The sequence below is a fragment of the Synechococcus sp. 60AY4M2 genome, assembly GCF_002760375.1.
Lineage (GTDB): Bacteria > Cyanobacteriota > Cyanobacteriia > Thermostichales > Thermostichaceae > Thermostichus.
In genome coordinates this window covers 1,201,697-1,223,869 of sequence record NZ_AUMZ01000001.1, presented here as the reverse complement: position 1 = coordinate 1,223,869, position 22,173 = coordinate 1,201,697, and the positions used below count along the sequence as shown (strand labels likewise).

The following is a 22,173-nucleotide window of genomic DNA, read 5'->3' as shown; positions in this document are numbered from 1 at the left end:
CAACCCCCCTCTCCCTCTGGGAGAGGGGCCGGGGGTGAGGGGTTGACGTTTTAATAGCGAGTTAATAGCGAGATTGGAAGTTGCGCCGCCGCTCGCCGCCGTTACCAGAGCGGAAACCGGAGGTGGGGCGTTCTTCCCGCGGGCGAGCCTTGTTGACCTTGAGGTCGCGGCCCATCCATTCCGCGCCATCCAGAGCGGCAATGGCAGCCTGCTCTTCGGCCTCAGAGCTCATTTCCACAAACCCAAAGCCGCGGATGCGGCCCGTCTCGCGGTCGGTGGGGATCTGCACCCGCTTCACAGAACCGTACTCGGCAAACACAGCGGTCAATTCCGCTTCCGTCACCTTAAAGGAAAGGTTACCTACATAAATCGACATCGACGATCTCCGAAAGAGAGAGGAACAAGCGAGATATTCGGAGAGCCGTCTGCCAATACAAAACGTGAAAACCCGTCCAGACCGGAAGAACCGAACGCTACAACCGACATTTATCTCGAGCTAAGCCTTATCGTAACACAGAGATGGGGAATGGCCACTGCAATTTCGCAAAAATAGCCGGTGCCATTAAGCTCGAGGCTACGAAAGTCGGCTGCCCAGGGCAAGAGCCGCCAAGGAGAGCGCTCCCCACTGCTCTAGCCCAACTTTTCCATGCGGGCTTGCAAAAGCTGCATCTGGGCCTCCAGCTCCGCCAGTTGCTCGCGGCTGGCCTGCACCACTTCGGGGTTGGCCCGGCTGAGGAAATTGGGGTTCTCCAGGCGGGCGCGGATCCCTTGGGCTTCTTTTTCCAGCTTGGCCAGATCTTTTTGCACCTTGGCCCGCAGCGCCTCCACATCCACCAGCCCTGCCAGGGGCACCAGCACCTGCACTGTGCCCACTACGGCAGCCGCCACCTGCTTGGGATCCCTGGCCAGGGATCCCGTGATTTCTAAGGACTCCACCTTGGCCAGCTCGCGGATGTAGGCCTGGGCGGTGGTGAGGATCCGCTGCTCGTCCGGATCGGCGGTAACCAGAAAGGCGGCGATGGTCTGATGCGGCTTAAGGCCAGCCTCTGCCCGCAGGTTGCGCAGGCTGCTGATGGTCTGGATCACCAGGCCAAACTCCCGCTCCAGTTGCGGGTTAACCCAGCTGGGGTCGGGGGTGGGATAGGGCTGGACGGAGATGGAGGTGGCTTGGTTGGCCTGGGTGAGGAGCTGCCAGACTTCTTCGGTGATATGGGGCATCCAGGGGTGCAGCAGCCGCAGAATGGTCTCCAGCACGGTGGCCAATACCTGCTGCGCCGTGCGCTTGGAAGCGAGGTCTTCTCCCCGCAGCCGGGGTTTAGCCAGCTCGATGTACCAGTCACAAAAGTCGTCCCAAATCAGGGAGTACAAGAGCCGCGCCCCCTCGCCCAGGCCGTAGGCTTCCAGCTCTTCAATAACCTGGGTGGCCGTGGAGTGCAGCCGCGACAGGATCCAGCGATCGGCCAGCTCCAGCGCCTCCGGAGCCGGGGATCCCAGTTGGGCGGGGGTTTGCCCCTCTAGGTTCAGCAGCACAAAGCGGGAGGCGTTCCAGATCTTGTTGGCAAAGTTGCGGGCCGCCTCGACGCTGGCGCTCTCGCCAGTCTTGCGGTCGTAGGCCAGGCGGATATCCTGGCCGGCCCCCACCACTTCTTTAACCAAAGCGTAGCGCAGGGCGTCGGTGCCGTACTTGTCCAAAAGCTCGATGGGATCGATGCCGTTGCCCTTGGACTTGGACATTTTCGCCCCGTGCTCGTCCCGCACCAGGCCGTTGATGTAGACATCTTTGAAGGGGATCTGGCCGGTAAACTGCACTCCCATCATGGCCATGCGGGCCACCCAGAAGAAGATGATGTCGAAGCCCGTAGACATCAGGGAGGTGGGGTAGTAGCGCTTGAAGTCCTCCGTCTCCTCCGGCCAGCCCAGCGTGGAAAAAGGCCACAGCGCCGAGCTAAACCAGGTGTCCAACACATCGGGATCCCGCTCCAGCCGCTCCACGTCGGGGCCGAACTTCTCCCGCGCCTTGGCCCACGCCTCTTCGGCGTTGCGGGCCACCACAAAAGCCTGCGGATCCTCAGGGAGCTGGCCGTCGATGACCGGATACCAGGCCGGGATCTGGTGCCCCCACCACAGTTGCCGCGAGATACACCAGGGGCGCAGCTTCTCCAGCCAGCCCGTGTAAACCTTGGTCCAGCGCTCCGGAATAAAGCGGGGGTTGTGGTGTTCCCGCTCCTCCTGCAAGCAGCGGGCCGCCATCCCGGAAACATCGCAAAACCACTGAATGGAGAGCAGCGGCTCAATGGGCACACCCCCGCGGTCGCTGTAGGGCACGCTGTGGGTGTACTCCTCCACCTTCTCCAGCAGGCCGTGCTCAGCAAACCACTGCACCACCTTCTCGCGGGCCACAAAGCGATCCAGGCCGGTGAAGGGATCCCCGTTCTCGTTGAGGGTGCCGTCCTTGTTGAGAATGTTGATCAAGGGCAACTGGTGGCGCCGGCCCATCTCAAAGTCGTTGGGGTCGTGGGCCGGGGTGACCTTGACACAGCCAGACCCAAAGGTGGGATCCACATACTCGTCGGCGATGATGGGGATGAGGCGATCCTTGATGGGCAGCCGCACAAACTGGCCGATGAGATGGCGGTAGCGCTCGTCTTGGGGGTGGACCGCCACGGCTGTATCCCCCAGCATCGTCTCCGGGCGGGTGGTGGCCACCACCAGGTACTGGCCGGGATCGGCGGCCAAGGGGTAGCGGAAATGCCAGAGGTGGCCCTTGACCTCTTTGTTGTCCACCTCGATGTCGGAGACTGCTGACTGGGTGGCCGGACACCAGTTGACCAAATACTCGCCCCGATAGATCAGCCCTGCTTCGTAGAGGCGGACAAAGGCTTCCGTAACTGCCCGGCTCAGGCCCTCGTCGAGGGTAAAGCGATCCCGCGTCCAGTCCAGCGACAGGCCCAGCCGCCGCAGTTGGCTTTTGATGGTGCCCTGGGATTGCTCCTTCCAGGCCCAGGCCCGCTCCAGAAAAGCCTCGCGGCCCAGCTCAAAGCGGCTCTTGCCCTCCTGGCGCAGTTGGTTTTCCAGGATGGTGTGCACGGCAATGCTGGCGTGATCCGTGCCCGGCAGCCAGAGGACGTTGTAGCCGCGCATGCGCTTGTAGCGCACCACCACATCGGGCAGGGTAAAGGCAAAGGCATGGCCCATGTGTAGGCTGCCGGTGACATTGGGCGGGGGCAGCACCATGCTGAAGGCTTCTCCCGGCGCCTTGGGATCCGCTACGTAAAACCCCTTTTCCTCCCAAAAGCGCTGCCACTTCGGCTCGGTCTCAAAGGGGTTGTACTGGCTGGGCAGGTGGGCGAGGGAAGGTGCAGCAGTCATGCAGAATCCAGGCCAGGCTTGTTAAAGGACTACCCTATAGGTTAGCAGGCTTACTTTAAGCCGGCGGGCTCTTGCTAGGGATCCCTCTTGACCTTGTAGTTAGCTATAGGGTTTAGGCTGAGAGAGCTTCTGGAGAGAGGGAATCAACCGGGCATGTCTGAACTGCTGCGGGTGGGTCAGGTAGCCGAGAAACTGGGCATCACCCCCCAAACCCTCTACTTCTACGAGCGCCTGGGGCTCATTCCCAAGCCGCGCAGGACGGAGGGGGGCTATCGCCTCTACGGGGAGCCTGAGCTGGAGCGGCTGGCTTTCATCGCCCGCGCCAAGGCTTTGGGACTTACCCTAGCCGAGATCAAGGAACTGCTCTTGCTTCAGGAGAATGGGCAGGCTTTGCCCTGTTGGCAGGTGTACGTAAAGCTAACCGAAAAGCTCAGACAAATCGATAAGTCAATTGCCCATCTGCAGGAACTCAGAGGGGAGTTGTCAACACTCATTGAAAAGTGTCAACAAAAATTTTCTGAGCAAGAGAAAAGCTCTTCTTGCGCCATCTTTCAACAACAGCTTGATAACTCATGACAAGAGAACCCCTTGTACCATTTTCTGCTAGTGCTTGGCAGCCCTTGTGCCCAAGAAGTGGGGAGCAGGGGATCTCAATTCAACTGATTACCCTGAAGAGCCTGCTATCTCCTCCAGCTTTGGCACAATTGGATGCCGACAGCAGCTATGCGTTTTGTCGGGATCCCATTTGTCCTGTTGTTTATTTTTCTGAGCAAGGTCAGAGCTTTGGGGTTGACGACCTCAAGGTTCCAGTCTTTCAAAAAGAAAGTGGCGAGGACGTGCCCGTCTGCTACTGTTTTGGCTGGACGCGCCAGCGCATCCGGCAAGAGCTGAAGGGATCCAAAACGCCCCAGGCCATTCTGGAGGAAATTGCCGCCCACATCAAAGCCAAGCGCTGCGGCTGCCAGGTCAACAACCCGCAGGGGTTTTGCTGTCTGGAAAATGTTAGGCAGTTTATCTCTGAAGTGCAACAATGAAAAGCTCAGGAACAAAATAACTCGGACCTCTGCCCGCAACTCTAGCTATCTCAAACCCAGTTGAGAGTTTTGCCGCCGACCCACAGCTCCGCGCTGCTATCGCAATACCCTCAGCCCTGAGAGATGCGGCTAAAGTATGTCAACGATTGAAATAGGCGCTAAGCCACTCCAGGCATTGCATAAAGTAAAACACCAGGGGCCCGGTAAAGACGTAGCTATCTCCCCGATCCAAAATGCCGCCGTGGCCGGGGATGAGATCCCCGGAATCCTTGACGCCGGCATCTCGCTTCATCAGCGATTCGGTCAGATCCCCCAGCAGGCTGGTCAGCCCAATTAAAAACCCCAACACCCCGCCGCTCAGCCAGCTCCACGGCCACTTGAGGTAGTAGGCTCCCGCCACAGCCAGGGCCATGCTGGCGGCAATCCCCGCTACGGCCCCTTCCACCGTCTTCTTGGGGCTGAGGATGGAGAGCTTGGTGCGCCCAAAGGTCCGCCCACAGAGATAGGCGGCCACATCCGCTGCTATGACACAGCCGATGGCCAGCAGCGTAATCCACAGTCCTTCCCCAAGCTCTTGGGAAAAAGACAGGGCCCTGACCCGGATCCAAAAGCTGGGCAACAGCGCACAGTAAAACAACCCCAAAATCGAAGTGGCAATGTCGGCAATGGTGGCCACCTTGGGCTTAAAGAGCAAATAAAAACAGATGATGGATCCCGCCACAATAAAAGCAGGGCTGGTCCATTCCGGCTTTGCCTGCTGCAAAAACACCAGCACCTGGCTAGACAACATGGTGGTGCGCATGGCCGGCGCATTGCCCTTGGCCTGCACCAGGCGGAAGAACTCCAGTTGGGCCAGGAAAATGATCAGCCCCATGGCTGCTGTGAAGTACCAGCCCCCCAGCAGGGTGACCGTCAGGGCAAACAGGACCGCCGCAAAACCGCTAACCCAACGGGCTCCCATAGGCACACCCCGTCACGTTGGTTGGCCAAAGACCTCCTGCCCGCGGCTCCAGGTCAAAGTCCACGCCGAAGGCAGAAGCAGCCCTCAGCCTTGCGCTCTTGGTGTTTAGGATTTGCGTCTGCGCGATGAAGTCCTGCTGCGGCTGCTGCAACGAAAATGCCTCTTGCCCTAGCCTTCCAGTTTACTCTTCTTGATCCCAGAGGAACCCCTCTCTGGAACTGGGATCCCTACCTATCCCTGGGTTGGGGGCTTCAGATGTCGCGGAGCATGGGATAATTGAAAAGCTGCAAAAATTGGTTACCCTCGACCCGATTCCAGCATGGTTCAGGAACTGACGTCCCCCGTGGCTAGCGCTCGCATCTCTGCCGAAGAAGCCCGCATGCTCTACGAAGACATGGTGCTGGGCCGCCTGTTTGAGGACAAGTGCGCCGAGATGTACTACAAGGGCAAGATGTTCGGCTTTGTGCACCTGTACAACGGGCAGGAGGCTGTGTCCACGGGGGTGATCAAGGCGCTCAAGCCCACCGACTACGTCTGCAGCACCTACCGGGATCACGTGCATGCCCTTAGCACCGGGATTCCCCCACGAGCAGTGATGGCGGAGCTCTTTGGCAAGGCTACCGGCTGCAGCAAGGGCCGCGGCGGCTCGATGCACCTGTTTTCGGCAGAGCACAACTTTTTGGGGGGCTATGCCTTTGTGGCCGAAGGGATCCCGGTGGCGACGGGAGCAGCGTTTTCGGCCAAGTACCGCGGCACCGACCAGGTGACCGTCTGCTTTTTTGGGGATGGGGCCTGCAACAACGGCCAGTTCTATGAATGCCTCAACATGGCCGCCCTCTGGAAGTTGCCCATCGTCTACGTGGTGGAGAACAACTTCTGGGCTATTGGCATGGCCCACAGGCGTGCCACTTCGGTAACCGACATCTACCTCAAGGGCCCCGCCTTTGGCATGCCCGGCTACCAAGTAGACGGTATGGACGTGCTGGCGGTGCGGGAGGCAGCTCAACAGGCCATCGCCCGCGCCCGTGCCGGAGAAGGCCCCACTCTCCTGGAGTGCCTCACTTACCGCTTCCGCGGCCACTCTCTGGCCGACCCCGACGAGCTGCGCAGCCCGGAAGAAAAAGAATTCTGGCGGCAGCGGGATCCCATCAAACGACTGGAGCGCTACGCCTTGGAACACAACTTGATGACTGAAGCGGACTTCCAGGCCATTCAGGAAAAGGTGAGCGCCGTGATTGAGGATGCCGTCCTTTTCGCGCTGGAAAGCCCTGAGCCTACCCTGGACGAGTTGCACCGCTTCGTTTTCGCTGAAGACGAGTAGATCCTGCTTGGTTCCCAGTGTCGAGGGAGTGCGGGGGCCCAACTCCGCGCAACTTTCCACCCGGGCTGCCATCGCCGCTCCCTTGGCAATCCTCCCGGCTTAGCCTCAGAGAAACCTTCTCCAGATCTGCGCAAGAGCGCAGATCTGTAAAAATCGCTTTCCATTTGTTTACATAGCTTCATATCATTGGGGTATCGAGCATGAGTATTTATTCCCGGTCATGAGCAATTCTCTTGAGTTTCCCTGGCTGTCGGCCCTGGTGCTCTTGCCGCTGCTGGCAGCCTTTGGGATCCCCCTGCTCCCCCAGAGCCGCTGGGCGCGTTGGTATGCCCTCGCTGTGGGGGCTTTGGATTTGGGCCTGATGGTCTATGTCTTCGGGCAGCGCTACGACCTGCGGGATTTTTCGCTGCAACTGGCGGAGCGCTACGCCTGGGTTCCCCAGATTGGGTTCCACTGGTCGCTGGCGGTGGATGGCCTCTCCTTCCCGCTGGTGCTGCTGTCGGGCTTGATTACGACTTTGGCGATCGTGGCGGCTTGGAATCTCACCCACAAGCCGCGTTTGTTTTTCTTCCTGCTGCTGCTGATGTACGGCGCCCAGGTGGGCGTGTTCTTGGCGCAGGATCTGCTCCTGTTTTTCTTGATGTGGGAGATCGAGCTGGTGCCCGTTTATCTCCTGATTGCCATCTGGGGTGGGCCACAGCGCCAGTACGCCGCCACCAAGTTTATCCTCTACACCGCTGCCGCCTCTATTTTCATTCTGGTGGGATCCCTGGCGATGGCCTTTGGCAGCGAGGGCTTTAGCTTGGAGATGGCAGAGCTGGGGGCCAAGTCCTATCCGCTGGCTCTCCAGATCTTGGCGTATGCAGCTTTCCTAATTGCCTTTGGGGTGAAGCTGCCGGTCTTTCCGCTGCACACCTGGCTGCCGGATGCTCATAGCGAAGCCTCGGCGCCCATTTCCATGATCCTGGCCGGGGTGCTGCTCAAGATGGGGGGCTACGGCCTGATCCGCCTAAACGTGGGCATCTTGTCGGAGGCGCATGTGTACTTCGCGCCAGTGCTGGCGGTGCTGGGGGCAGTGAACATCGTCTACGGAGCCCTGGCCGCCCTGGGGCAAAACTACCTCAAGCGGCGCTTGGCCTATTCCTCCATTGCCCATATGGGCTTTGTCTTGATCGGCATTGCCGCTTTTACGGAGCTAGGTCTCAACGGCGCCCTCTTGCAGATGATCTCCCACGGTCTGATCGCTGCGGTTTTGTTCTTCCTGACGGGGATCACCTACGAGCGCACCCACACCCTTGCCCTCGACAAGTTGGGCGGGTTGGCTAAGCAAATGCCGAAGGCCTTTGCCCTGTTTACAGCAGGATCCCTGGCCTCGTTGGCGCTACCCGGAATGAGCGGATTTGTGGGCGAGCTGACGGTGTTCTTGGGCTTGATCACCAGCGATGCCTATGCGCCGACCTTCAAGGCAGGAATTGCTCTGCTGGCGGCAGTGGGCATTATTCTGACGCCCATTTACTTGCTCTCTATGCTGCGGCAGGTGTTCTATGGGGCTCAGGATCCCGGCTTGGTGTTGGAAGACTACCTGGGCGATCTGCGCCCGCGAGAAATGGCGGTGGCTCTCTGTCTGCTGTTGCCGATTCTCGGCATTGGCCTCTACCCGCGGCTGGCTACCCAAACCTACGACGTTACAACGGTGGCGGTAGCTGCTCAGTTGCGCAGTGCCCTGCCGACGGAAATTGTGCAACGGCCCCTCCTGCCGGTGCAACCGGCTCAGGTGGCGGCTTTGCCCCCGACAGATTAGGGAGCATCGGGATCCCCGCTTCTCTCTATTGGTCTCGCCTTGAACGGAAGAGCTGTTGCTTGAGAAGTTGCTTACCTCAAGTTTCAGCTCTTCTTTTGTTTTTTTAGCTTGCTTTAACTTTCGAGTTGGACTCGTGAGTGAGGATGTTTTGGGCTGGAATTCCCTTCTAACCGACTCTCCTTGGGCTGTCAATCCTAGCGAGGATCAGAATGAATGGAGTTGTGCTCGCTCAGATTGAGCTGCACCACCAGCCACCAAAGGGTAACGTCGGAGTAAGTTGCCCGCCGCTTCAGCCGGGAAATGGAATGAACCGGATTTTGGCTGTCGATCATCCACTCCGAAGCGATGATTTGGCTCCGTTGCTGAGCATTCATTGCCTCTCCCCCTTCGCAACTGCTCAAGACTTGGAATAGCTAATATTTAGGATGGCGAATTTGTAGGGGAGCGTGTGAAAAAATATATTACGCAGGGATCCCTAAGGACAGCTAACTTTCTTAGCAATTGGGATCTCGACGGCTGCTCAGTTGAGGACCTACTGGCCGAGGAGCCCAAAAAACTTTGCAAAAGATGAAAGATTGAGCAGGGAGATTTGTCTTTGTCTTTACAAGTCTTAAGACCCAGAAAAATTCAATTCTCTCCTTCTCTGCCAGCCTGGAAACATGGGTCTTCAGCAGGGATCCCTCCCTAGGAACCGGCGGCCAGCCGATCCCAAATCTCCTCGTGGGAGAAGCCTTTGCGCACCCATTCTTCACAATTGTGCAGGCGCTGGGCGGTGCCGATGAGGAAGCGGTTGAGGTCGGCCCCCAGGGACTCGCAGGTGGTCTGCACACAGACTAGATCCCGTTCCGAGAGCAAGGAGAAGAGGCCGGCCAGCATGCCCGCCTCCAGATGGCCAGCCGGCTCCCGCCGCGCAGACAGTTCCTCCGGCCTAAGGCTGGCACGAGCAGCCAGGGCAAAGCCGGAGTTGCGGATCTTGGCTTGAACCAGGCCGCGGTCGGCGGCGGAAAAATCCAGCTCCAGGCGGCCCCAGCCGTGGGTGGCCCAGAGATCGCTGAGGGCATCGAGGAAGATCCCCATCGGCAATTCCTGCAACGGCTGTTGGTAGTAGCGGGAGAGTTCGTCTTCAATGCGGCGGAAAAACGCCTCTCCCCACTCGCGACCACAGTTGTAGAGGATGACGCGGGTGGCTTGGCCGGTTTCGTAGCGCAAGCCGGCGTAGATGGCTTCCAAGAGGGGCATGGGAAAGGCCGCCAGGCGGTATCCTCCCCGGCTGTAGAGCAGGCCGCTGTGGATGTCGGGGCGGATGTAGTAGGCAGGGCTGAAGCAGTGGCCGGGCAGGATCTGGTCTTGCAGGAGCTCTTGCAGGGTGGTCATGGCTGTCCTCTGGACTCTAGTTGACCAGCATCGACTTGGCCAAGAGCACGTAGGGGCGGATGGACTCGCTCTCTTCGGGGCCGAAAACAGCGCTGAGGGAGTCGAGCATCAACTTGTAGGCGGGCTGGCACTGGTCGCGCATCTTGAAAGATTTCAGGATCGTCTCCAGCCAGTAGAGCAACTTATCCCGCAGGTAATCCTCGTCATTGAGCAGCATAGCCAGGCAGCAGTAGCGCCACACCATGATCAGGTCGCGGCGGCAGCGCTCCCAGGCCAGGTGCCCATGTTGGCGGGGCAAATTCGGCATCATCTGTTGGAACTTTTCCATCACCCAATCCACCAGCTCCTGCTCCTTGGCCTGCAGGACTTGATACAGGCGGACTCGTTTGGGGATCCCTTCCACGTAGGCGTGTAGGGTTTTCAACTCATCTGGGCGCAGATAGCGACCCTCGCTTTGCTGCATCAGCTCGGCCACGCTTGAATTCATCAGCATCATCGGGAGCCTCCGTTGGCTGGTCTTACGCGAACATTTCCATCAGGGTAGGTGCCGGTTCCGAGGCCCCTTCTGCCTTGGCTTTAGGCAAAGGGGCAGAAGAGGGATCCCCAGTAGCCCGCAGGAGTTGCCAGTAGGGGGCAAGCAGTTCCCATTGCTCTGCTGACAGGGATCCCTGCACCACTGCACCTAGTTGATCCAGCGCCTGCGGCAGCCCCAAATACTGTTCCATCGCGCCAAGGGTCCCCTGCTGCAGAGGGGTGGGATCCCCCAGCAACAGGCTCAAGCCCAGGGAGCGCAGGCAGAAGGCCAGTTGCCGGGCCAAGAGGCGCTGAGCGGGGGTAAGAGAGGATTCTGCCCCGCCGGTGTACCCGTGCTGTTGCAGAACCTGCTCGATCCACGCCCGCTCTTGTTGTTGCAAGACTTGGTAGAGATCCAGCCGCTCTGGAAACGAGAGGGCGTAGCGGATGAGATCTTGCAGATCGTCGGGTGTCAGGTAATCCCCTTCTCGATCGGCAATGCGCTCCGGCCAAGGGCGAAGGTCGTTCATGGGTGAGGTCTCCTTAAAAAACGCGATACGAGTCAAAAGATCGAGCGGCTCGAGGAAGCAAGGCCTAAGTTGGGGCCAAGCAGGGCTAAAGCAAAGCTCCGCCAAACAAAGCGGCAAAATCCTCAAGGGTAAAGGGATCCTCTGGCGGCAGCTCTGGGCGCAGGCAGATGCCCGACCAATTGCAGCCGGCAAAAACACCGACTGGGCCAAAAGCAGGGACGCGCCGAACTCCGGCAACACTTCTGAGGAGAAAAAGGTCTGGACTGAGGGACGGTTATCCCAATTCAACCCTTGCAAAAAAACTGCTAGCGGTTGCCCTAAGTCCAGATTGGGGTTGAGGTTGGAAGTAAGCATAGGCATCCTCCCCACAATGCCGAAGAGAGGGACTGCAAAAGCCACAGGCAGGCCTCACAGTTGGCGCAAACGCTGCTCGATCTCACGGGCGCTGGCCCCTTCGCTCATCCAGAAATTGGCGGCATCGATGCGCTCTTGGCTGCCCAGCAAAAACTTGCAGTAGGTTTCGCCCATTGCGTAGCACTGGATCTCGATGCAGGCCAGCTCACGGGAGGTCATGGCAGAGAAAAATCCGGCAAACAGCCCGGCATAGAGGTGACAAACCGGTTTGCCCACGTCGCCCAGGGTGCGGGCCACCATCGAGTCAAACAGGTTGATGAACAAGAACCCTTTTTGTTTGGATTCGGTTTCCACCTCCCACTTGCCCCACCCTTGCGCCGTAAAGGGCCACCACCAGGTCTCCAGCAAAAACAAAAGGTTGGACTGCTTGACCCCAACCCCGTACTCCCGCTCGTACCACTGGGAAAAGTGCTGGGCATCGCGGACGCCCCACTCCTTGCCGATGGTGTACATCACCGCCGCAGAGGCATCGCCCACTTCCCGCTCTAGGCCGGCCTGCAGGCCGACAATGAAGTCTTCGCTAAGCAGCAGGTTTTGGGTGTTATTCCAGTCGATAATCGTGCCTTGCTCTCGGTTAAAGCGGAAGAAATCGCGGTAGCTGTAGTGAGCGTGCTTGTCGCGGCCCACCGGCATGGTGACTGCGGGACGGGGATCCGATCGAGTGGTGGTGCTAACCATGGCTTTCTCCTAAGGAGCAATCTAGACGGCAAAGTAATCGGAAAAGTCCCTAGCTTTGATGGGCTGCCTTCTTGTTGAAATTCAATCTATTGAGCCTCTAGCCTGGCCTTTTTTGCCTGTGAGCCACGGGGATTGCGCCCCCGCAGCGGCCTAGCTAAGCTGCCGCGATCCCTTAGGCCTCGCTGGTCTGGGCAAGGGTGCTGCCGATGATGCGAAAATCTTCGTTTTCCAGTTGCTTGACGGTGGAGCGAGTGATGATCTTGCCCTGCTCCACCAAAACGCGCCCCGTCCGCGGGTGGAGCAGATCTTGTTCGGCCCGCCGACCGATGAGCACTTCGATATCCCTGAGCGAGTTCACGTACATCCCCGGCGGCAGCTCCACCACCACCCCATCGGCCACCACCCGCGCCTGACAGGCCAGCCGGGAATTGCTGCGGGCGCTGGTGATTGTCTCCAGGGTTTTCGCCTCGCGGGGGGTGATGGGAGTGAGGCTTTCCATTCCCTCTTTGACGTAAACATGACAGGTGGCGCAGAGGCCGCGACCGTTACATTCCCGCGAAACCTGCAGCTCCTCCGACAAAATGGCCGACAGAAGATTGCTGTAGGTATCGACCTCCGAGACACGAGATAAAGGCTCTAGCCGGATTTGTTTAACCATAGACGGGATCCACATTAAGGGCAGACAAAAAACCCCGGCGGGCAGGATCTACTGCATAAGCAACGCAAACCAATCACAAAAATTGATTGATCCCTTCCCCTGCAGCCCCCTTGCAGGTCTACAGCAACACCTGAGTCCCCAGTCAATCAAACCAGAGCACTTCACCAGAGCACTTCAAATGATGAGCCCTGCACCTGTGACCCTGGGAGAGACTGCATTCTTTACTTAACTTATATTCTGGATCTATCTGGAGCAGGTTATTCTGGATGGAAGTGTCATAATACTTATGGAAGTGTCATAATACTTAACTACGAATAAACACGGAATTTTTTTTATCGGCTAGAAAGTTACAAAGTGAAATCACGTAAATTGGAGAAAATGACAACCCTTTCGTAAATATTTATCGCAGATCTCCCCCGGTCGTTCTGTCGGCAAGGTAAATCTTAAGTAGAACCTTCACGGTCTTTTATTGGCAATTTTGTTACAGAAGGATGTGCTGAAGTTTGCCGTAAAAGCGTATTGAGCCATTCGCTACTCTCTTGGCCATTTCTTTAAAGTAGCCCCTCGTTTTGTCTGTTTTTGTCAGTTCTGTCGATTGGGAGCTATTGCCATGGAACCACGCCAGCGGGATCCGCAAACGTTGCAAAACCTGTTGCGGGCTGCCTACCAACAGCTTTTGGAACGCCAGCCCTACCAGCACGAGAAGGCGGGAGAGCTGGAGAAGATCGAGCAGGACTTCTTGCGGGGCCGAATTGGGATCAAGCGCTTGGTTCGCCAAATTGGGGGATCCCGGCTCTACCGGCAGCTCTTTTTCAGTGCCGGCTGCAACACCCGCTGTGTGGAGCAGGCTTTTAAGCACTTTTTGGGACGGGCGCCGGCCAGCAGGGAGGAGGTGGCGGCCTATCACAACATTCTGGTGCGCCAGGGCTTTCAAGCCATGGTCAATGCCTTTATCGACTCGGAGGAATACCGCCACCAGTTCGGCAACGACCATCTGCCCCACCCCCGCCAACGGCTGAGCGGCCACCCACCTTTGGCCTACTTGCTGACAAACCAAATGCACCGGCGCCATGAGCTGGGGATGCAGGGATCCCCGCTTTTGCACAGTTTGGCGGCGATGGAAGTGGGGATCCCTTAGGCAGTGGGGCCGGGGAGGAAGTCGAGGGTATAGGCTTGGCGAACCTCCAGACCCGCTGCGCCGATCCCCAGGGCCACCATCTCCTGAAAGTAGGTTTGCCAGCGCTGGTGGGTCATGGCGCCGATCCCCAGCGTGGCGGCGTCGCCGCCGGTGAGGAGGTTGTAGTCTTGCAGGGCTTGGTGGGCATAGGCCAGAAGGGCCTCGCTCATGTTGGGGTTGTCTTGGCGGATGAGGCGATTGCCGGGGCGGGGATCCTCTAGGTAGCTCTGCCAGCCCTGGATGGAGGCAGCTACAAATTTTCGCACCTCCTCAGGGTGTCGTTCGGCAAAGGGGCGGGTGGTCTCCAGGGTGGTGGCGTAGGGGGAATAGCCGTAGTCGGCCAGCAGAAAAACGACGGGATCAAAGCCCCCCTCCTGGCGCACGCGGAAGGGCTCGGAGGTCACATAGCCCTGCTGGGCAGAAGACTTGTCCAGCAAGAAGGGCGTGAGGCTGAGGTTGTAGGGGCGCTTCTGCTCGTCGGTAAAGCCAAATTTGGCCCGCAAAAAAGGCCAGTAGGTGAGGTTGGCCCCTGGAGAGACCCAGATGGGCTTGCCCCGCAGGTCTTCTAGGCGCTCGATGCCCACCCCCGGATGGGCCAAAAGACACTGGGGATCCTTCTGGAAAAAGGCGGCCACGGTGAGCACGGGGATCCCAGCTTGCAGAGCCGCCAGAGCGTCGGGGCTGCCGCCGAGCACAAAATCTGCCGCTCCCCCGGCTAGCAGTTGCAGCACGTTAACCGCCGTTCCCCCCATGCGGATTTCCACCTGCAGACCGTAGTCGGCGTAGATGCCGGTGGCCAGGGCTTGGTAAAAGCCGCCGTGTTCGGCCTGGGCGTACCAGTTGGTGACCAGTCGCAAGGGCCGGGATCTGGCCGAAGAGGGGCGGGAGCCCGCTCCTACTGCTAGCAGAGCAGCTCCACTGGCCAAAAAACGCCGCCGCGGCCAAGGCTCTGGAGTTACACCGGACATAGGCAGGGATCCTCAGGCGGCCACGCTTTCAGTATCTCGCAAGTAGACCAGTTTTTCCTCAGGCTGGCCACCCCTTGGAAGAGGAGCTGTTGGGAGGCGTCTTCGATTTATATTTGCAAAGCAAGCGGGATCCCCTTCTTACAAGGGGCAAGATCGACATTCCAAGGGGTAGGGCATGGGCAAGGTGTATCTAGTGGGGGCAGGGCTGGGCGGGCGGGCGGGCCTGACGCAGGGAGCACTGGAGATCCTACGGCAGGCTGAGGCTATCTGGATCGACGAGCTGGTGGATGAGCGCTTGTTGGCAGAGTTGCCGCCGCAGGCGCAGGTGTGGCGACGCTCTGGGCCAGGAAGCCTCCAGGAGGGCATCCACTGGCTCATCCAGCGCTGCCGAGAAGGCAAACAGGTGGTTCACCTCAAGTCAGGGGATCCCTTGATCTTTGGCCGCGCTCGCGAGGAGATCCAAGCCCTTAGGGAGGCGGGCTGTCCGTTTGAGATTTGGCCGGGGCTGTCTTCGGCGCTGGCTGGCCCCTTTTGGGCAGGGATCCCCCTGACCGATAAGCACTTAAGCCGCGTTTTTGCCGTGCTGACTGCCCACGAGCTGGAGGCCTTGCCCTGGAGCGCCCTGGCCCAGTTGGATACTTTGGTGATTTTGATGGGATCCCGGCAGCGACAGCACATTGGCGCACGGCTGGTGGAGTCTGGGATCCCGGCAGACCGACCGGTGGCTGTGATCTGGGGAGCGGGGCAGGCAGAGCAACAGGTGTGGGTGGGCACCTTGGCGGAGCTGCAGCAGGAGGCGGGTCAGGCGAAGTTGCCGGGTCTGCTGGTGGTCGGGGAGGTGATCCGGCTGCGGCAGGACTTTTTGCCGGGGATCCCTCCTTTGCCTCCGCCGGCTCCCCTGGCAGGCAAGACGGTGCTGGTTACCCGTTCTGAGGGGCAATCACCAGCTTTTTGTGAGTTGCTGCAGGCCCAGGGGGCGCGGGTGCTGGAGATGCCGACCCTGGTGATCCAGCCGCCCACGAGCTGGGATCCCTTGGATACAGCCATTGCCAACCTGGAACAATTCGACTGGCTGCTGCTGACCTCTGCCAATGGAGTGCAGGCTTTCTTTGAGCGGCTGCAGCGGCAGGGGCGAGATAGCCGAGCACTCCACTCCCTGCAAGTGGCGGTGGTGGGATCCAAAACCGCTTCCGTGCTGGCCCAGTACGGCATTCGCCCGGATCTGATGCCCTCCGAGTTTGTGGCCGAAGCCCTGCTACCCATTTGGCCGCAGCCAGTGCAGGGGCAGCGCATCCTCTTTCCCCGCGTTGAGTCAGGAGGGCGGGAGGAGCTGGTACAGGGGTTGCGGCAGCGAGGAGCAGAGGTGGTGGAGGTGGCCGCCTATCAGTCCGCCTGTCCAGCAGCAGCGGATCCCCAGGTCCTGGAAGCTCTTAAAGCCCACCAGGTGGACATCCTCACCTTTGCCAGCTCCAAGACAGTACAGCATTTTGCCCACTTGATCCAGCAGGCAGGGCTAGGCCCTGAGATCTGGGATCCACCCGTGCAGATTGCCGCCATTGGCCCCAAGACGGCCGCAACCTGCAAGGCTGCATTTGGTCGAGTGGACATCGCAGCCCAGGAGTATACTTTGGAAGGATTGGTGGAAGCCCTCATCCAAGCGACCAACCGTTCTACCTAGCCTTTTCAGGCCGTTCGCGGTAGCGGTGCAGAGTACCCAGGTGCTCCTCATAGTGAGCCCCCATCAGCCAAACGGAACTCTCCTGGCCCGGCATCCCAATAGATACACCCAGACACCATGTGGCAGACGGCCAAGCTCTACGAAGACATTCTTTACGAAAAAACGGATGGCATTGCCAAGATCACCATCAACCGTCCCCACAAGCGCAACGCCTTCCGCCCCAAGACCATTGCCGAGCTGATTGATGCGTTTGCCGATGTGCGAGAGGATCCCAGGATTGGAGTAGTGCTCTTAACAGGCGCCGGGCCCCATACCGATGGGAAGTATGCCTTCTGCGCCGGCGGGGATCAAAGCGTACGGGGCGAGGCCGGTTACCTGGATGAGGCCGGGATCCCTCGTCTCAATGTGCTGGATCTGCAGCGCATCATCCGCTCTTTGCCCAAGGTGGTGATTGCCCTAGTGGCAGGCTACGCCATTGGGGGTGGCCATGTTTTGCATCTCATCTGCGACCTGACCATTGCCGCCGATAATGCCATCTTTGGGCAAACCGGCCCTAGGGTGGGCAGCTTCGATGGGGGCTTTGGGGCCGCCTACCTGGCGCGAGTGGTGGGGCAAAAAAAAGCCCGCGAGATTTGGTTCCTCTGCCGCCAATACACCGCAGCCCAAGCCCTGGAGATGGGTCTGGTCAATGCCGTGGTGCCGGTGGAAGAGCTGGAAGCTGAAGGGATCCGCTGGGCGCAAGAGATTCTCCAGCACAGCCCCTTGGCCATCCGCTGCCTCAAAGCCGCCTTCAATGCCGACTGCGATGGGCAGGTGGGGCTGCAGGAGCTGGCCGGAGATGCGACGTTGCTGTTCTACATGACCGAAGAAGCTGCTGAGGGCAAACGCGCCTTTTTGGAAAAGCGCCCACCTAACTTTCGCCAGTTTCCCTGGCTGCCATAGTTTGTTTGTTTTCATTAATTCCACTTCCCCGAAGGGAAGCGACTTGCCCCCAATTTTGTTGTTCTGGGGGAAACAGGAGGGTTTCCATTAATTCCACTTCCCCGAAGGGAAGCGACCCGCCTGTGCTGTGCGATTCAGCGGCTGTACGACCAGAGTTTCCATTAATTCCACTTCCCCGAAGGGAAGCGACTGCCTATCTACTCTTTTTACTCCTGCTCTTAGCCTTCCCGTTTCTCTGGTTGGTGGTTACCCTAGATGCGGTTCAAGTTGCTGTTGCAAAGCTCGAATTTTCTCCTAACCTATCTCTTGTGCTGCTGACCCTAGTAATTATTGAGAGTACGATTAATATCCCCCTTTATGAGAGAGTTTCCAAAGTAGCTATGGTACCTGATTTGGATCGATTGTGGACGATGCGCTTCTTTTGGGGTATTCCCTTAAGGCGAATTGAACAGAAAACGATTGTGGCGTTGAATGTCGGGGGTGGTCTGATTCCAACCCTATTGGCCATTTATCAGTTTACCTGTGTTTCGCCAATTTTGATTGTGCTTGTCACGGCTGTGGTGACAATAGTTAGTTATTATTCTGTCCAGGTGGTGCCGGGGATTGGGATTCAAATGAATGCCTTGATTGCTCCCCTAACGGCGGCGATGACTTCTGTGCTATTAACGGCGGGGTCTGATGTTGTGGCAGCACCGATTGCCTTTGCTGGCGGTGTATTGGCAACACTAATTGGGGCTGACCTGTTACACCTGCCCCAAATTGAGCGGATGACTCCAGGCATTCTTAGTATTGGTGGGGCTGGGGTTTTTGATGGTATTGCGCTGTGCGGTTTATTCGCCGTTTTGCTGACTTAGAAATTACTCAGAAATTCCAACAATTCACTTAATTGGTACATTCGGTTGGCTCGTAATTTATTCTGAAAAACGTTCTGAACAACACGACTTATCCCTAAAATTGATCCCCCATTAAGATGGTTTTTCTACCCACTCGTACAGTTCTAAATCCGTTGAGGCGCAGGAGTGACAGCCCCCACACTTCCGCTGGTGTACGGGGCGCACCCGCCCTTTGCGAATTAATACATCCAGGATCGGACGCAGGGCATCCGCATCCATTTGCCAGTGTTGACATAATTTGGTCAACGAAACTTGCCGGTGCGTTTGCAGATAACGTTGTAGGTCTTGCAAGAGCATCCCTTACCTCCCGGAGGGTACCCGCCGCAAACGGGGGCTACTGACGGCACGCAATCCCCACAAAACCCCCAACTGTACCAGCATGAGTCCCAATACCCACAACAGGGAACGTGCGGGGTGTTCATTAAAAGTCATGAACTGGTAATAAAAGGTGGCAACCCAATAGGCTAGCCCGGTTGTCCAACAAGCGATAAACACCGTCCAGCCCAGATTGGTTTCCCGATAAACCGCCGCCGTTGCCGACACACAGGGGAAATACAGCAGGACAAACAGCAGAAACGCAATCGCCGCCGTAGTACTGCCAAAGCGGGAAGCCATCTGCCCAAAGGTAGTCGTCTGCACCCCCAACTCCTCCGCCACTGCCTCCTCATCCCCACTCCTGCGGACTACCCCCATCCCCAGCGGGTCCAGCAACTGCTCCCCTAGGGCGGCAAAATTTTGGGGAATGCTGGCAACTGCTTCCTGGAGACCACCCCACAGGTCAAATGCCGCCGGTGGTTCCCCACTATCTGCCGCTTCCGCCTGCGCCAACTGCCCATAGAGGGAATTCATGGTTCCCACCATCACCTCCTTGGCAAACGTCCCGGTAAATATCCCCACCGTTGCCGGCCAATTCTCCGGTTGCACGCCCATCGGTGCAAATACCGGCGTAATCTGCCGCCCAACCGCACTGAGCAGGGAATCGGTACTGTCCTGTTTCCCAAAGGAACCATCCGTTCCCACCGAATTTAAAAAGCCCAAAATCACCACCATCACGATAATCATCCGCCCCGCTTTGGTAATAAACGCTTGCAACCGTCCCCAGGCGTGGATGGCTACCCCCTTGAGCGTGGGCAAATGGTAGGGCGGCAATTCCATAATGAAGGGAGCCGCTATCCCCTGTAGCAGGGTGCTTTTCATCACCAAACCCGTAAACACCGCCGCCCCAATACCAATCAGGTAAAGCAGAAACACCACATTTTGGGCATTTTTCGGAAAAAACGCCGCCCCAAACAGGGCATACACGGACAGCCGCGCCCCGCAGGACATAAACGGGTTCATCAGAATCGTCATCAACCGATCCCGCCGATTTTCCAGGGTACGGGTCGCCATAATGGCGGGGATATTGCACCCAAACCCCAGCAGCATCGGCACAAAGGACTTCCCCGGCAAGCCAATCCACCGCATCAGCCGGTCCATCACAAACGCCGCCCGCGCCAAATACCCGGAATCCTCCAACACTGATAAAAAGACAAACAATAAGCCAATTTGGGGAATGAAGGTCGCCGTCGTTTGAATGCCACCCCCCACCCCGTCCGCCAACAGCCCAATCAACCAGCCGGGTGCATGGAGTTGGGTCAACAGATGCGCCGTGCCCTTCACCGCAATCGTGCCCACCCCTATATCAAAAAAATCCACAAAGGCTCCCCCCACATTCATCGCCACGAAGAACATGAGGTACATCACCCCGAGGAAGATGGGAATCCCCAGCCACCGGTGCAGCACCCAGCGGTCAATCCGATCCGAAAGCGTTTGGCTAACCTGCCCAGCGAAAGTGACCGTCGCCCCCATCACCTCCCGAATCCAGGTGTAACGGACATCGGCAACCAAGAGGTCAATGTCTTCCCCCAAGGTTTGAAAAATCTCCTGCCGATGGGTTTCTAACACCGGTGCAACGTTCGCCCCATCCACCGCTTGCAACCCGTACAGCACCGCCCAAGGGGAACCCAGACCTGCTGTATGGGAAAGTTCGGTAAAGGCTTGCTCGATCACCGGGGGATAAACAGGGCGCACCCCCGCCCCCTGCGGCTGGGTCAATGCCTGCCGGATGACTGCCTTAAGTTCTGCCACCCCCCGCCCCCGATGGGCACACAAAGGCACGACCGGACAGCCCAACCGCTGTTGCAAACCAGCCACGTCAATCCGTATCCCCCGCCCTTCCGCTTGATCCATCATGTTCAGGGCAATTACCAGCGGCACCCCCATTTCCAAAAGCTGGGTCGTCAGGTAAAGATTCCGCTCCAGATTGCTGGCATCCAGGATATTCACCACCAGGTTGGCTTCACCGCTGAGCAGGTAATCCCGTGCCACCTGTTCATCCAGCCCCGTGCCCCCCGCTGCCACATCCAGGGAATAAATCCCCGGCAAATCCACCACCGTCACCGTTTGCCCCTGATCCCGGTAGGTGCCCTCCTTGCGTTCCACCGTCACCCCGGGCCAATTCCCCACCCGTTGGCGCGCCCCCGTCAAGGCATTGAATAGGGTCGTTTTCCCACAGTTGGGATTTCCCAGTAAGGCAATCGTCCGCTTGCTCATTGCCCATCGCTCCCTAAATTTGCTTCTCCCTCCACCGGCACTACCTGTAATGCCGCTGCTTCCCCTTTGCGCAGACTCAGGGCAAACCCCCGCACCTCAATTTCCGTCGGGTCTCCCAAGGGCGCATGGCGTTTCACCTGCAGGATCGTCCCCGGCGTTAAGCCCATCCCCAGCAATTTCCGCTTGTAATCCCCCGCTCCCGGCGCATAGCCCACCACCCGCACCCGACTGCCAATAGTCGCCTCCCCCAAGGTCATCCTGGGCATTGCCGCCTCCCATCGCTCGACACCAATCCGTTCCGCCATACCCGCCCCCAACCCCCACCGCTGACCTTGACATTCCACCAGCACCGACCCGGAATCCAGATGGCTCAGCACCGTCAGCACCGCCCCCTGGGTAATGCCCATGCCCACCAACCGGGGATTGGCATCATCACAATCCACCCGCACCACCCGCACCCGTTCCCCTGCCCGCATTTGAGATAGGGGCATTATTTGCAAATTACCTTCACTAGCAATTCCCGGCTTAGCCCGGCTCACTGCCGCCTCGTTGACATAGGTAAAACCCAGTTTTTGACCGTTATTTCCCGGCTGACTCCCTGAATGTGGCACCAGAACCTCCTTGATTATTAGTGGCGTTTGTAATAACTTTAGACCTGAACATAATAAATATTATTCTCAGCAAAGGCAACCCGACGGCGCCCCTGCCTTAAGCAAGTTTTAATGCTCAGGACGCCAAATTGTTATCAAATATTACGGATGGGATGGATTATAACTGGTCTGCAGCGCCTCATCCGCTCCTTGCCCAAGGTGGTGATTGCCCTAGTGGCCGGCTACGCCATTGGGGGAGGCCATGTTTTGCATCTCCTCTGCGATCTCACCATTGCCGCCGACAACGCCATCTTTGGCCAGACCGGGCCTCGCGTGGGCAGCTTCGACGGCGGCTTTGGGGCCAGCTACCTGGCGCGGGTGGTGGGGCAGAAGAAAGCGCGCGAAATCTGGTTTCTCTGCCGCCAGTACACAGCCGCCCAGGCGCTGGAGATGGGCCTGGTCAATGCGGTGGTGCCCGTGGAGGAACTAGAGGCAGAAGGGATCCGCTGGGCGCGGGAGATCCTCCAGCACAGCCCCCTGGCCATCCGCTGCCTCAAGGCCGCCTTCAACGCCGATTGCGACGGCCAGGTGGGGCTGCAGGAGCTGGCCGGAGATGCGACGTTGCTGTTCTACATGACCGAAGAAGCTGCTGAGGGCAAACGCGCCTTTTTGGAAAAGCG

Annotated in this window: 20 protein-coding genes, 1 pseudogene and 1 CRISPR repeat array; of the genes and pseudogenes, 9 read left to right on the top strand and 12 right to left on the bottom strand. The window is 58.5% G+C overall.

Annotation, left to right across the window (positions count from 1 at the left end):
* Nucleotides 1-61: 61 nt before the first annotated feature.
* Nucleotides 62-376 (bottom strand): RNA-binding protein, encoded by a 315-nt coding sequence (locus tag SYN60AY4M2_RS05335; RefSeq protein WP_011429415.1) that lies wholly within the window; start codon nucleotides 374-376, stop codon nucleotides 62-64.
* A gap of 254 nt (nucleotides 377-630) precedes the next feature.
* On the bottom strand, nucleotides 631-3,369 hold the full coding sequence (locus tag SYN60AY4M2_RS05330) for a valine--tRNA ligase (protein WP_099812447.1): 2,739 nt from the start codon (nucleotides 3,367-3,369) through the stop codon (nucleotides 631-633).
* A 153-nt stretch (nucleotides 3,370-3,522) separates the two neighbouring features.
* Here SYN60AY4M2_RS05330 and SYN60AY4M2_RS05325 point away from each other — a divergent pair, with 153 nt between their 5' ends.
* Both SYN60AY4M2_RS05325 and SYN60AY4M2_RS05320 read left to right on the top strand, forming a co-directional pair.
* The gene (locus tag SYN60AY4M2_RS05325) at nucleotides 3,523-3,945 is read left to right on the top strand and encodes a heavy metal-responsive transcriptional regulator (protein WP_011429417.1); all 423 of its coding nucleotides are present in this window, start codon (nucleotides 3,523-3,525) and stop codon (nucleotides 3,943-3,945) included.
* Nucleotides 3,942-4,403: a copper chaperone Copz family protein gene (locus tag SYN60AY4M2_RS05320; RefSeq protein ID WP_049749709.1), complete on the top strand. Its 462-nt coding sequence runs from the start codon at nucleotides 3,942-3,944 to the stop codon at nucleotides 4,401-4,403. Before SYN60AY4M2_RS05325 ends, SYN60AY4M2_RS05320 begins: the two co-directional genes overlap by 4 nt.
* 139 nt (nucleotides 4,404-4,542) lie before the next feature.
* Here the strand turns inward: SYN60AY4M2_RS05320 and SYN60AY4M2_RS05315 are convergent, their stop codons facing one another.
* On the bottom strand, nucleotides 4,543-5,364 hold the full coding sequence (locus SYN60AY4M2_RS05315) for a phosphatidate cytidylyltransferase (RefSeq protein WP_011429420.1): 822 nt from the start codon (nucleotides 5,362-5,364) through the stop codon (nucleotides 4,543-4,545).
* Between the two features lie 319 nt (nucleotides 5,365-5,683).
* Between SYN60AY4M2_RS05315 and pdhA the strand changes: the two genes are divergently transcribed.
* Nucleotides 5,684-6,685: a pyruvate dehydrogenase (acetyl-transferring) E1 component subunit alpha gene (gene pdhA / locus SYN60AY4M2_RS05310; protein ID WP_099812446.1), complete on the top strand. Its 1,002-nt coding sequence runs from the start codon at nucleotides 5,684-5,686 to the stop codon at nucleotides 6,683-6,685.
* A 220-nt stretch (nucleotides 6,686-6,905) separates the two neighbouring features.
* Entirely contained in the window at nucleotides 6,906-8,486 is a 1,581-nt protein-coding gene (locus SYN60AY4M2_RS05305) for an NAD(P)H-quinone oxidoreductase subunit 4 (protein WP_099812445.1), read from the top strand.
* A gap of 194 nt (nucleotides 8,487-8,680) precedes the next feature.
* On the opposite strand, the gene SYN60AY4M2_RS05300 is transcribed toward SYN60AY4M2_RS05305, so the two are convergent.
* From SYN60AY4M2_RS05300 to SYN60AY4M2_RS05275, 6 genes are all read right to left on the bottom strand, one after another.
* Nucleotides 8,681-8,860: a hypothetical protein gene (locus SYN60AY4M2_RS05300; protein ID WP_011429425.1), complete on the bottom strand. Its 180-nt coding sequence runs from the start codon at nucleotides 8,858-8,860 to the stop codon at nucleotides 8,681-8,683.
* Nucleotides 8,861-9,170: 310 nt separating this feature from the next.
* Nucleotides 9,171-9,860: a V4R domain-containing protein gene (locus tag SYN60AY4M2_RS05295; protein WP_099812444.1), complete on the bottom strand. Its 690-nt coding sequence runs from the start codon at nucleotides 9,858-9,860 to the stop codon at nucleotides 9,171-9,173.
* A 16-nt stretch (nucleotides 9,861-9,876) separates the two neighbouring features.
* Nucleotides 9,877-10,347, bottom strand: a complete 471-nt coding sequence (locus SYN60AY4M2_RS05290; protein WP_240527736.1) for a phycobilisome protein — start codon at nucleotides 10,345-10,347, stop codon at nucleotides 9,877-9,879.
* A 31-nt stretch (nucleotides 10,348-10,378) separates the two neighbouring features.
* Nucleotides 10,379-10,903 (bottom strand): hypothetical protein, encoded by a 525-nt coding sequence (locus tag SYN60AY4M2_RS14050; protein ID WP_168173316.1) that lies wholly within the window; start codon nucleotides 10,901-10,903, stop codon nucleotides 10,379-10,381.
* Between the two features lie 408 nt (nucleotides 10,904-11,311).
* Nucleotides 11,312-11,995: a V4R domain-containing protein gene (locus SYN60AY4M2_RS05280; RefSeq protein ID WP_011429429.1), complete on the bottom strand. Its 684-nt coding sequence runs from the start codon at nucleotides 11,993-11,995 to the stop codon at nucleotides 11,312-11,314.
* Nucleotides 11,996-12,167: 172 nt separating this feature from the next.
* Entirely contained in the window at nucleotides 12,168-12,653 is a 486-nt protein-coding gene (locus SYN60AY4M2_RS05275) for a 2Fe-2S iron-sulfur cluster-binding protein (RefSeq protein WP_099812441.1), read from the bottom strand.
* Between the two features lie 610 nt (nucleotides 12,654-13,263).
* Between SYN60AY4M2_RS05275 and SYN60AY4M2_RS05270 the strand changes: the two genes are divergently transcribed.
* Nucleotides 13,264-13,791: a phycobilisome rod-core linker polypeptide gene (locus SYN60AY4M2_RS05270; RefSeq protein ID WP_099812440.1), complete on the top strand. Its 528-nt coding sequence runs from the start codon at nucleotides 13,264-13,266 to the stop codon at nucleotides 13,789-13,791.
* Here SYN60AY4M2_RS05270 and SYN60AY4M2_RS05265 read toward each other — a convergent pair.
* Complete coding sequence (locus SYN60AY4M2_RS05265) at nucleotides 13,788-14,798, bottom strand: ABC transporter substrate-binding protein (RefSeq protein WP_099812436.1); 1,011 nt, start codon at nucleotides 14,796-14,798, stop codon at nucleotides 13,788-13,790. The two genes, SYN60AY4M2_RS05270 and SYN60AY4M2_RS05265, sit on opposite strands and share 4 nt — an antisense overlap.
* Before the next feature lie 175 nt (nucleotides 14,799-14,973).
* On the opposite strand from SYN60AY4M2_RS05265, the gene cobA reads away from it, so the two are divergent.
* From cobA to SYN60AY4M2_RS05250, 3 genes are all read left to right on the top strand, one after another.
* On the top strand, nucleotides 14,974-16,476 hold the full coding sequence (gene cobA / locus SYN60AY4M2_RS05260) for a uroporphyrinogen-III C-methyltransferase (protein ID WP_099812435.1): 1,503 nt from the start codon (nucleotides 14,974-14,976) through the stop codon (nucleotides 16,474-16,476).
* Nucleotides 16,477-16,593: 117 nt separating this feature from the next.
* Nucleotides 16,594-17,418, top strand: a complete 825-nt coding sequence (gene menB / locus SYN60AY4M2_RS05255; protein WP_011432215.1) for a 1,4-dihydroxy-2-naphthoyl-CoA synthase — start codon at nucleotides 16,594-16,596, stop codon at nucleotides 17,416-17,418.
* A gap of 7 nt (nucleotides 17,419-17,425) precedes the next feature.
* Nucleotides 17,426-17,609: a CRISPR direct-repeat array (repeat unit 31 nt; unit sequence CATTAATTCCACTTCCCCGAAGGGAAGCGAC).
* A gap of 51 nt (nucleotides 17,610-17,660) precedes the next feature.
* Nucleotides 17,661-18,272, top strand: a complete 612-nt coding sequence (locus SYN60AY4M2_RS05250; RefSeq protein WP_240527735.1) for a DUF1614 domain-containing protein — start codon at nucleotides 17,661-17,663, stop codon at nucleotides 18,270-18,272.
* 339 nt (nucleotides 18,273-18,611) lie between these two features.
* On the opposite strand, the gene feoB is transcribed toward SYN60AY4M2_RS05250, so the two are convergent.
* Both feoB and SYN60AY4M2_RS05235 read right to left on the bottom strand, forming a co-directional pair.
* Nucleotides 18,612-20,903, bottom strand: a complete 2,292-nt coding sequence (gene feoB, locus SYN60AY4M2_RS05240) for a Fe(2+) transporter permease subunit FeoB (RefSeq protein ID WP_099812438.1) — start codon at nucleotides 20,901-20,903, stop codon at nucleotides 18,612-18,614.
* Nucleotides 20,900-21,394 (bottom strand): FeoA family protein, encoded by a 495-nt coding sequence (locus SYN60AY4M2_RS05235; protein WP_099812437.1) that lies wholly within the window; start codon nucleotides 21,392-21,394, stop codon nucleotides 20,900-20,902. The genes feoB and SYN60AY4M2_RS05235 overlap by 4 nt, the downstream gene beginning before the upstream one ends.
* Nucleotides 21,395-21,682: 288 nt before the next feature.
* Between SYN60AY4M2_RS05235 and SYN60AY4M2_RS05230 the strand changes: the two are divergent.
* Nucleotides 21,683-22,173 (top strand): annotated as a pseudogene (locus SYN60AY4M2_RS05230) (enoyl-CoA hydratase-related protein); the annotation flags it as partial.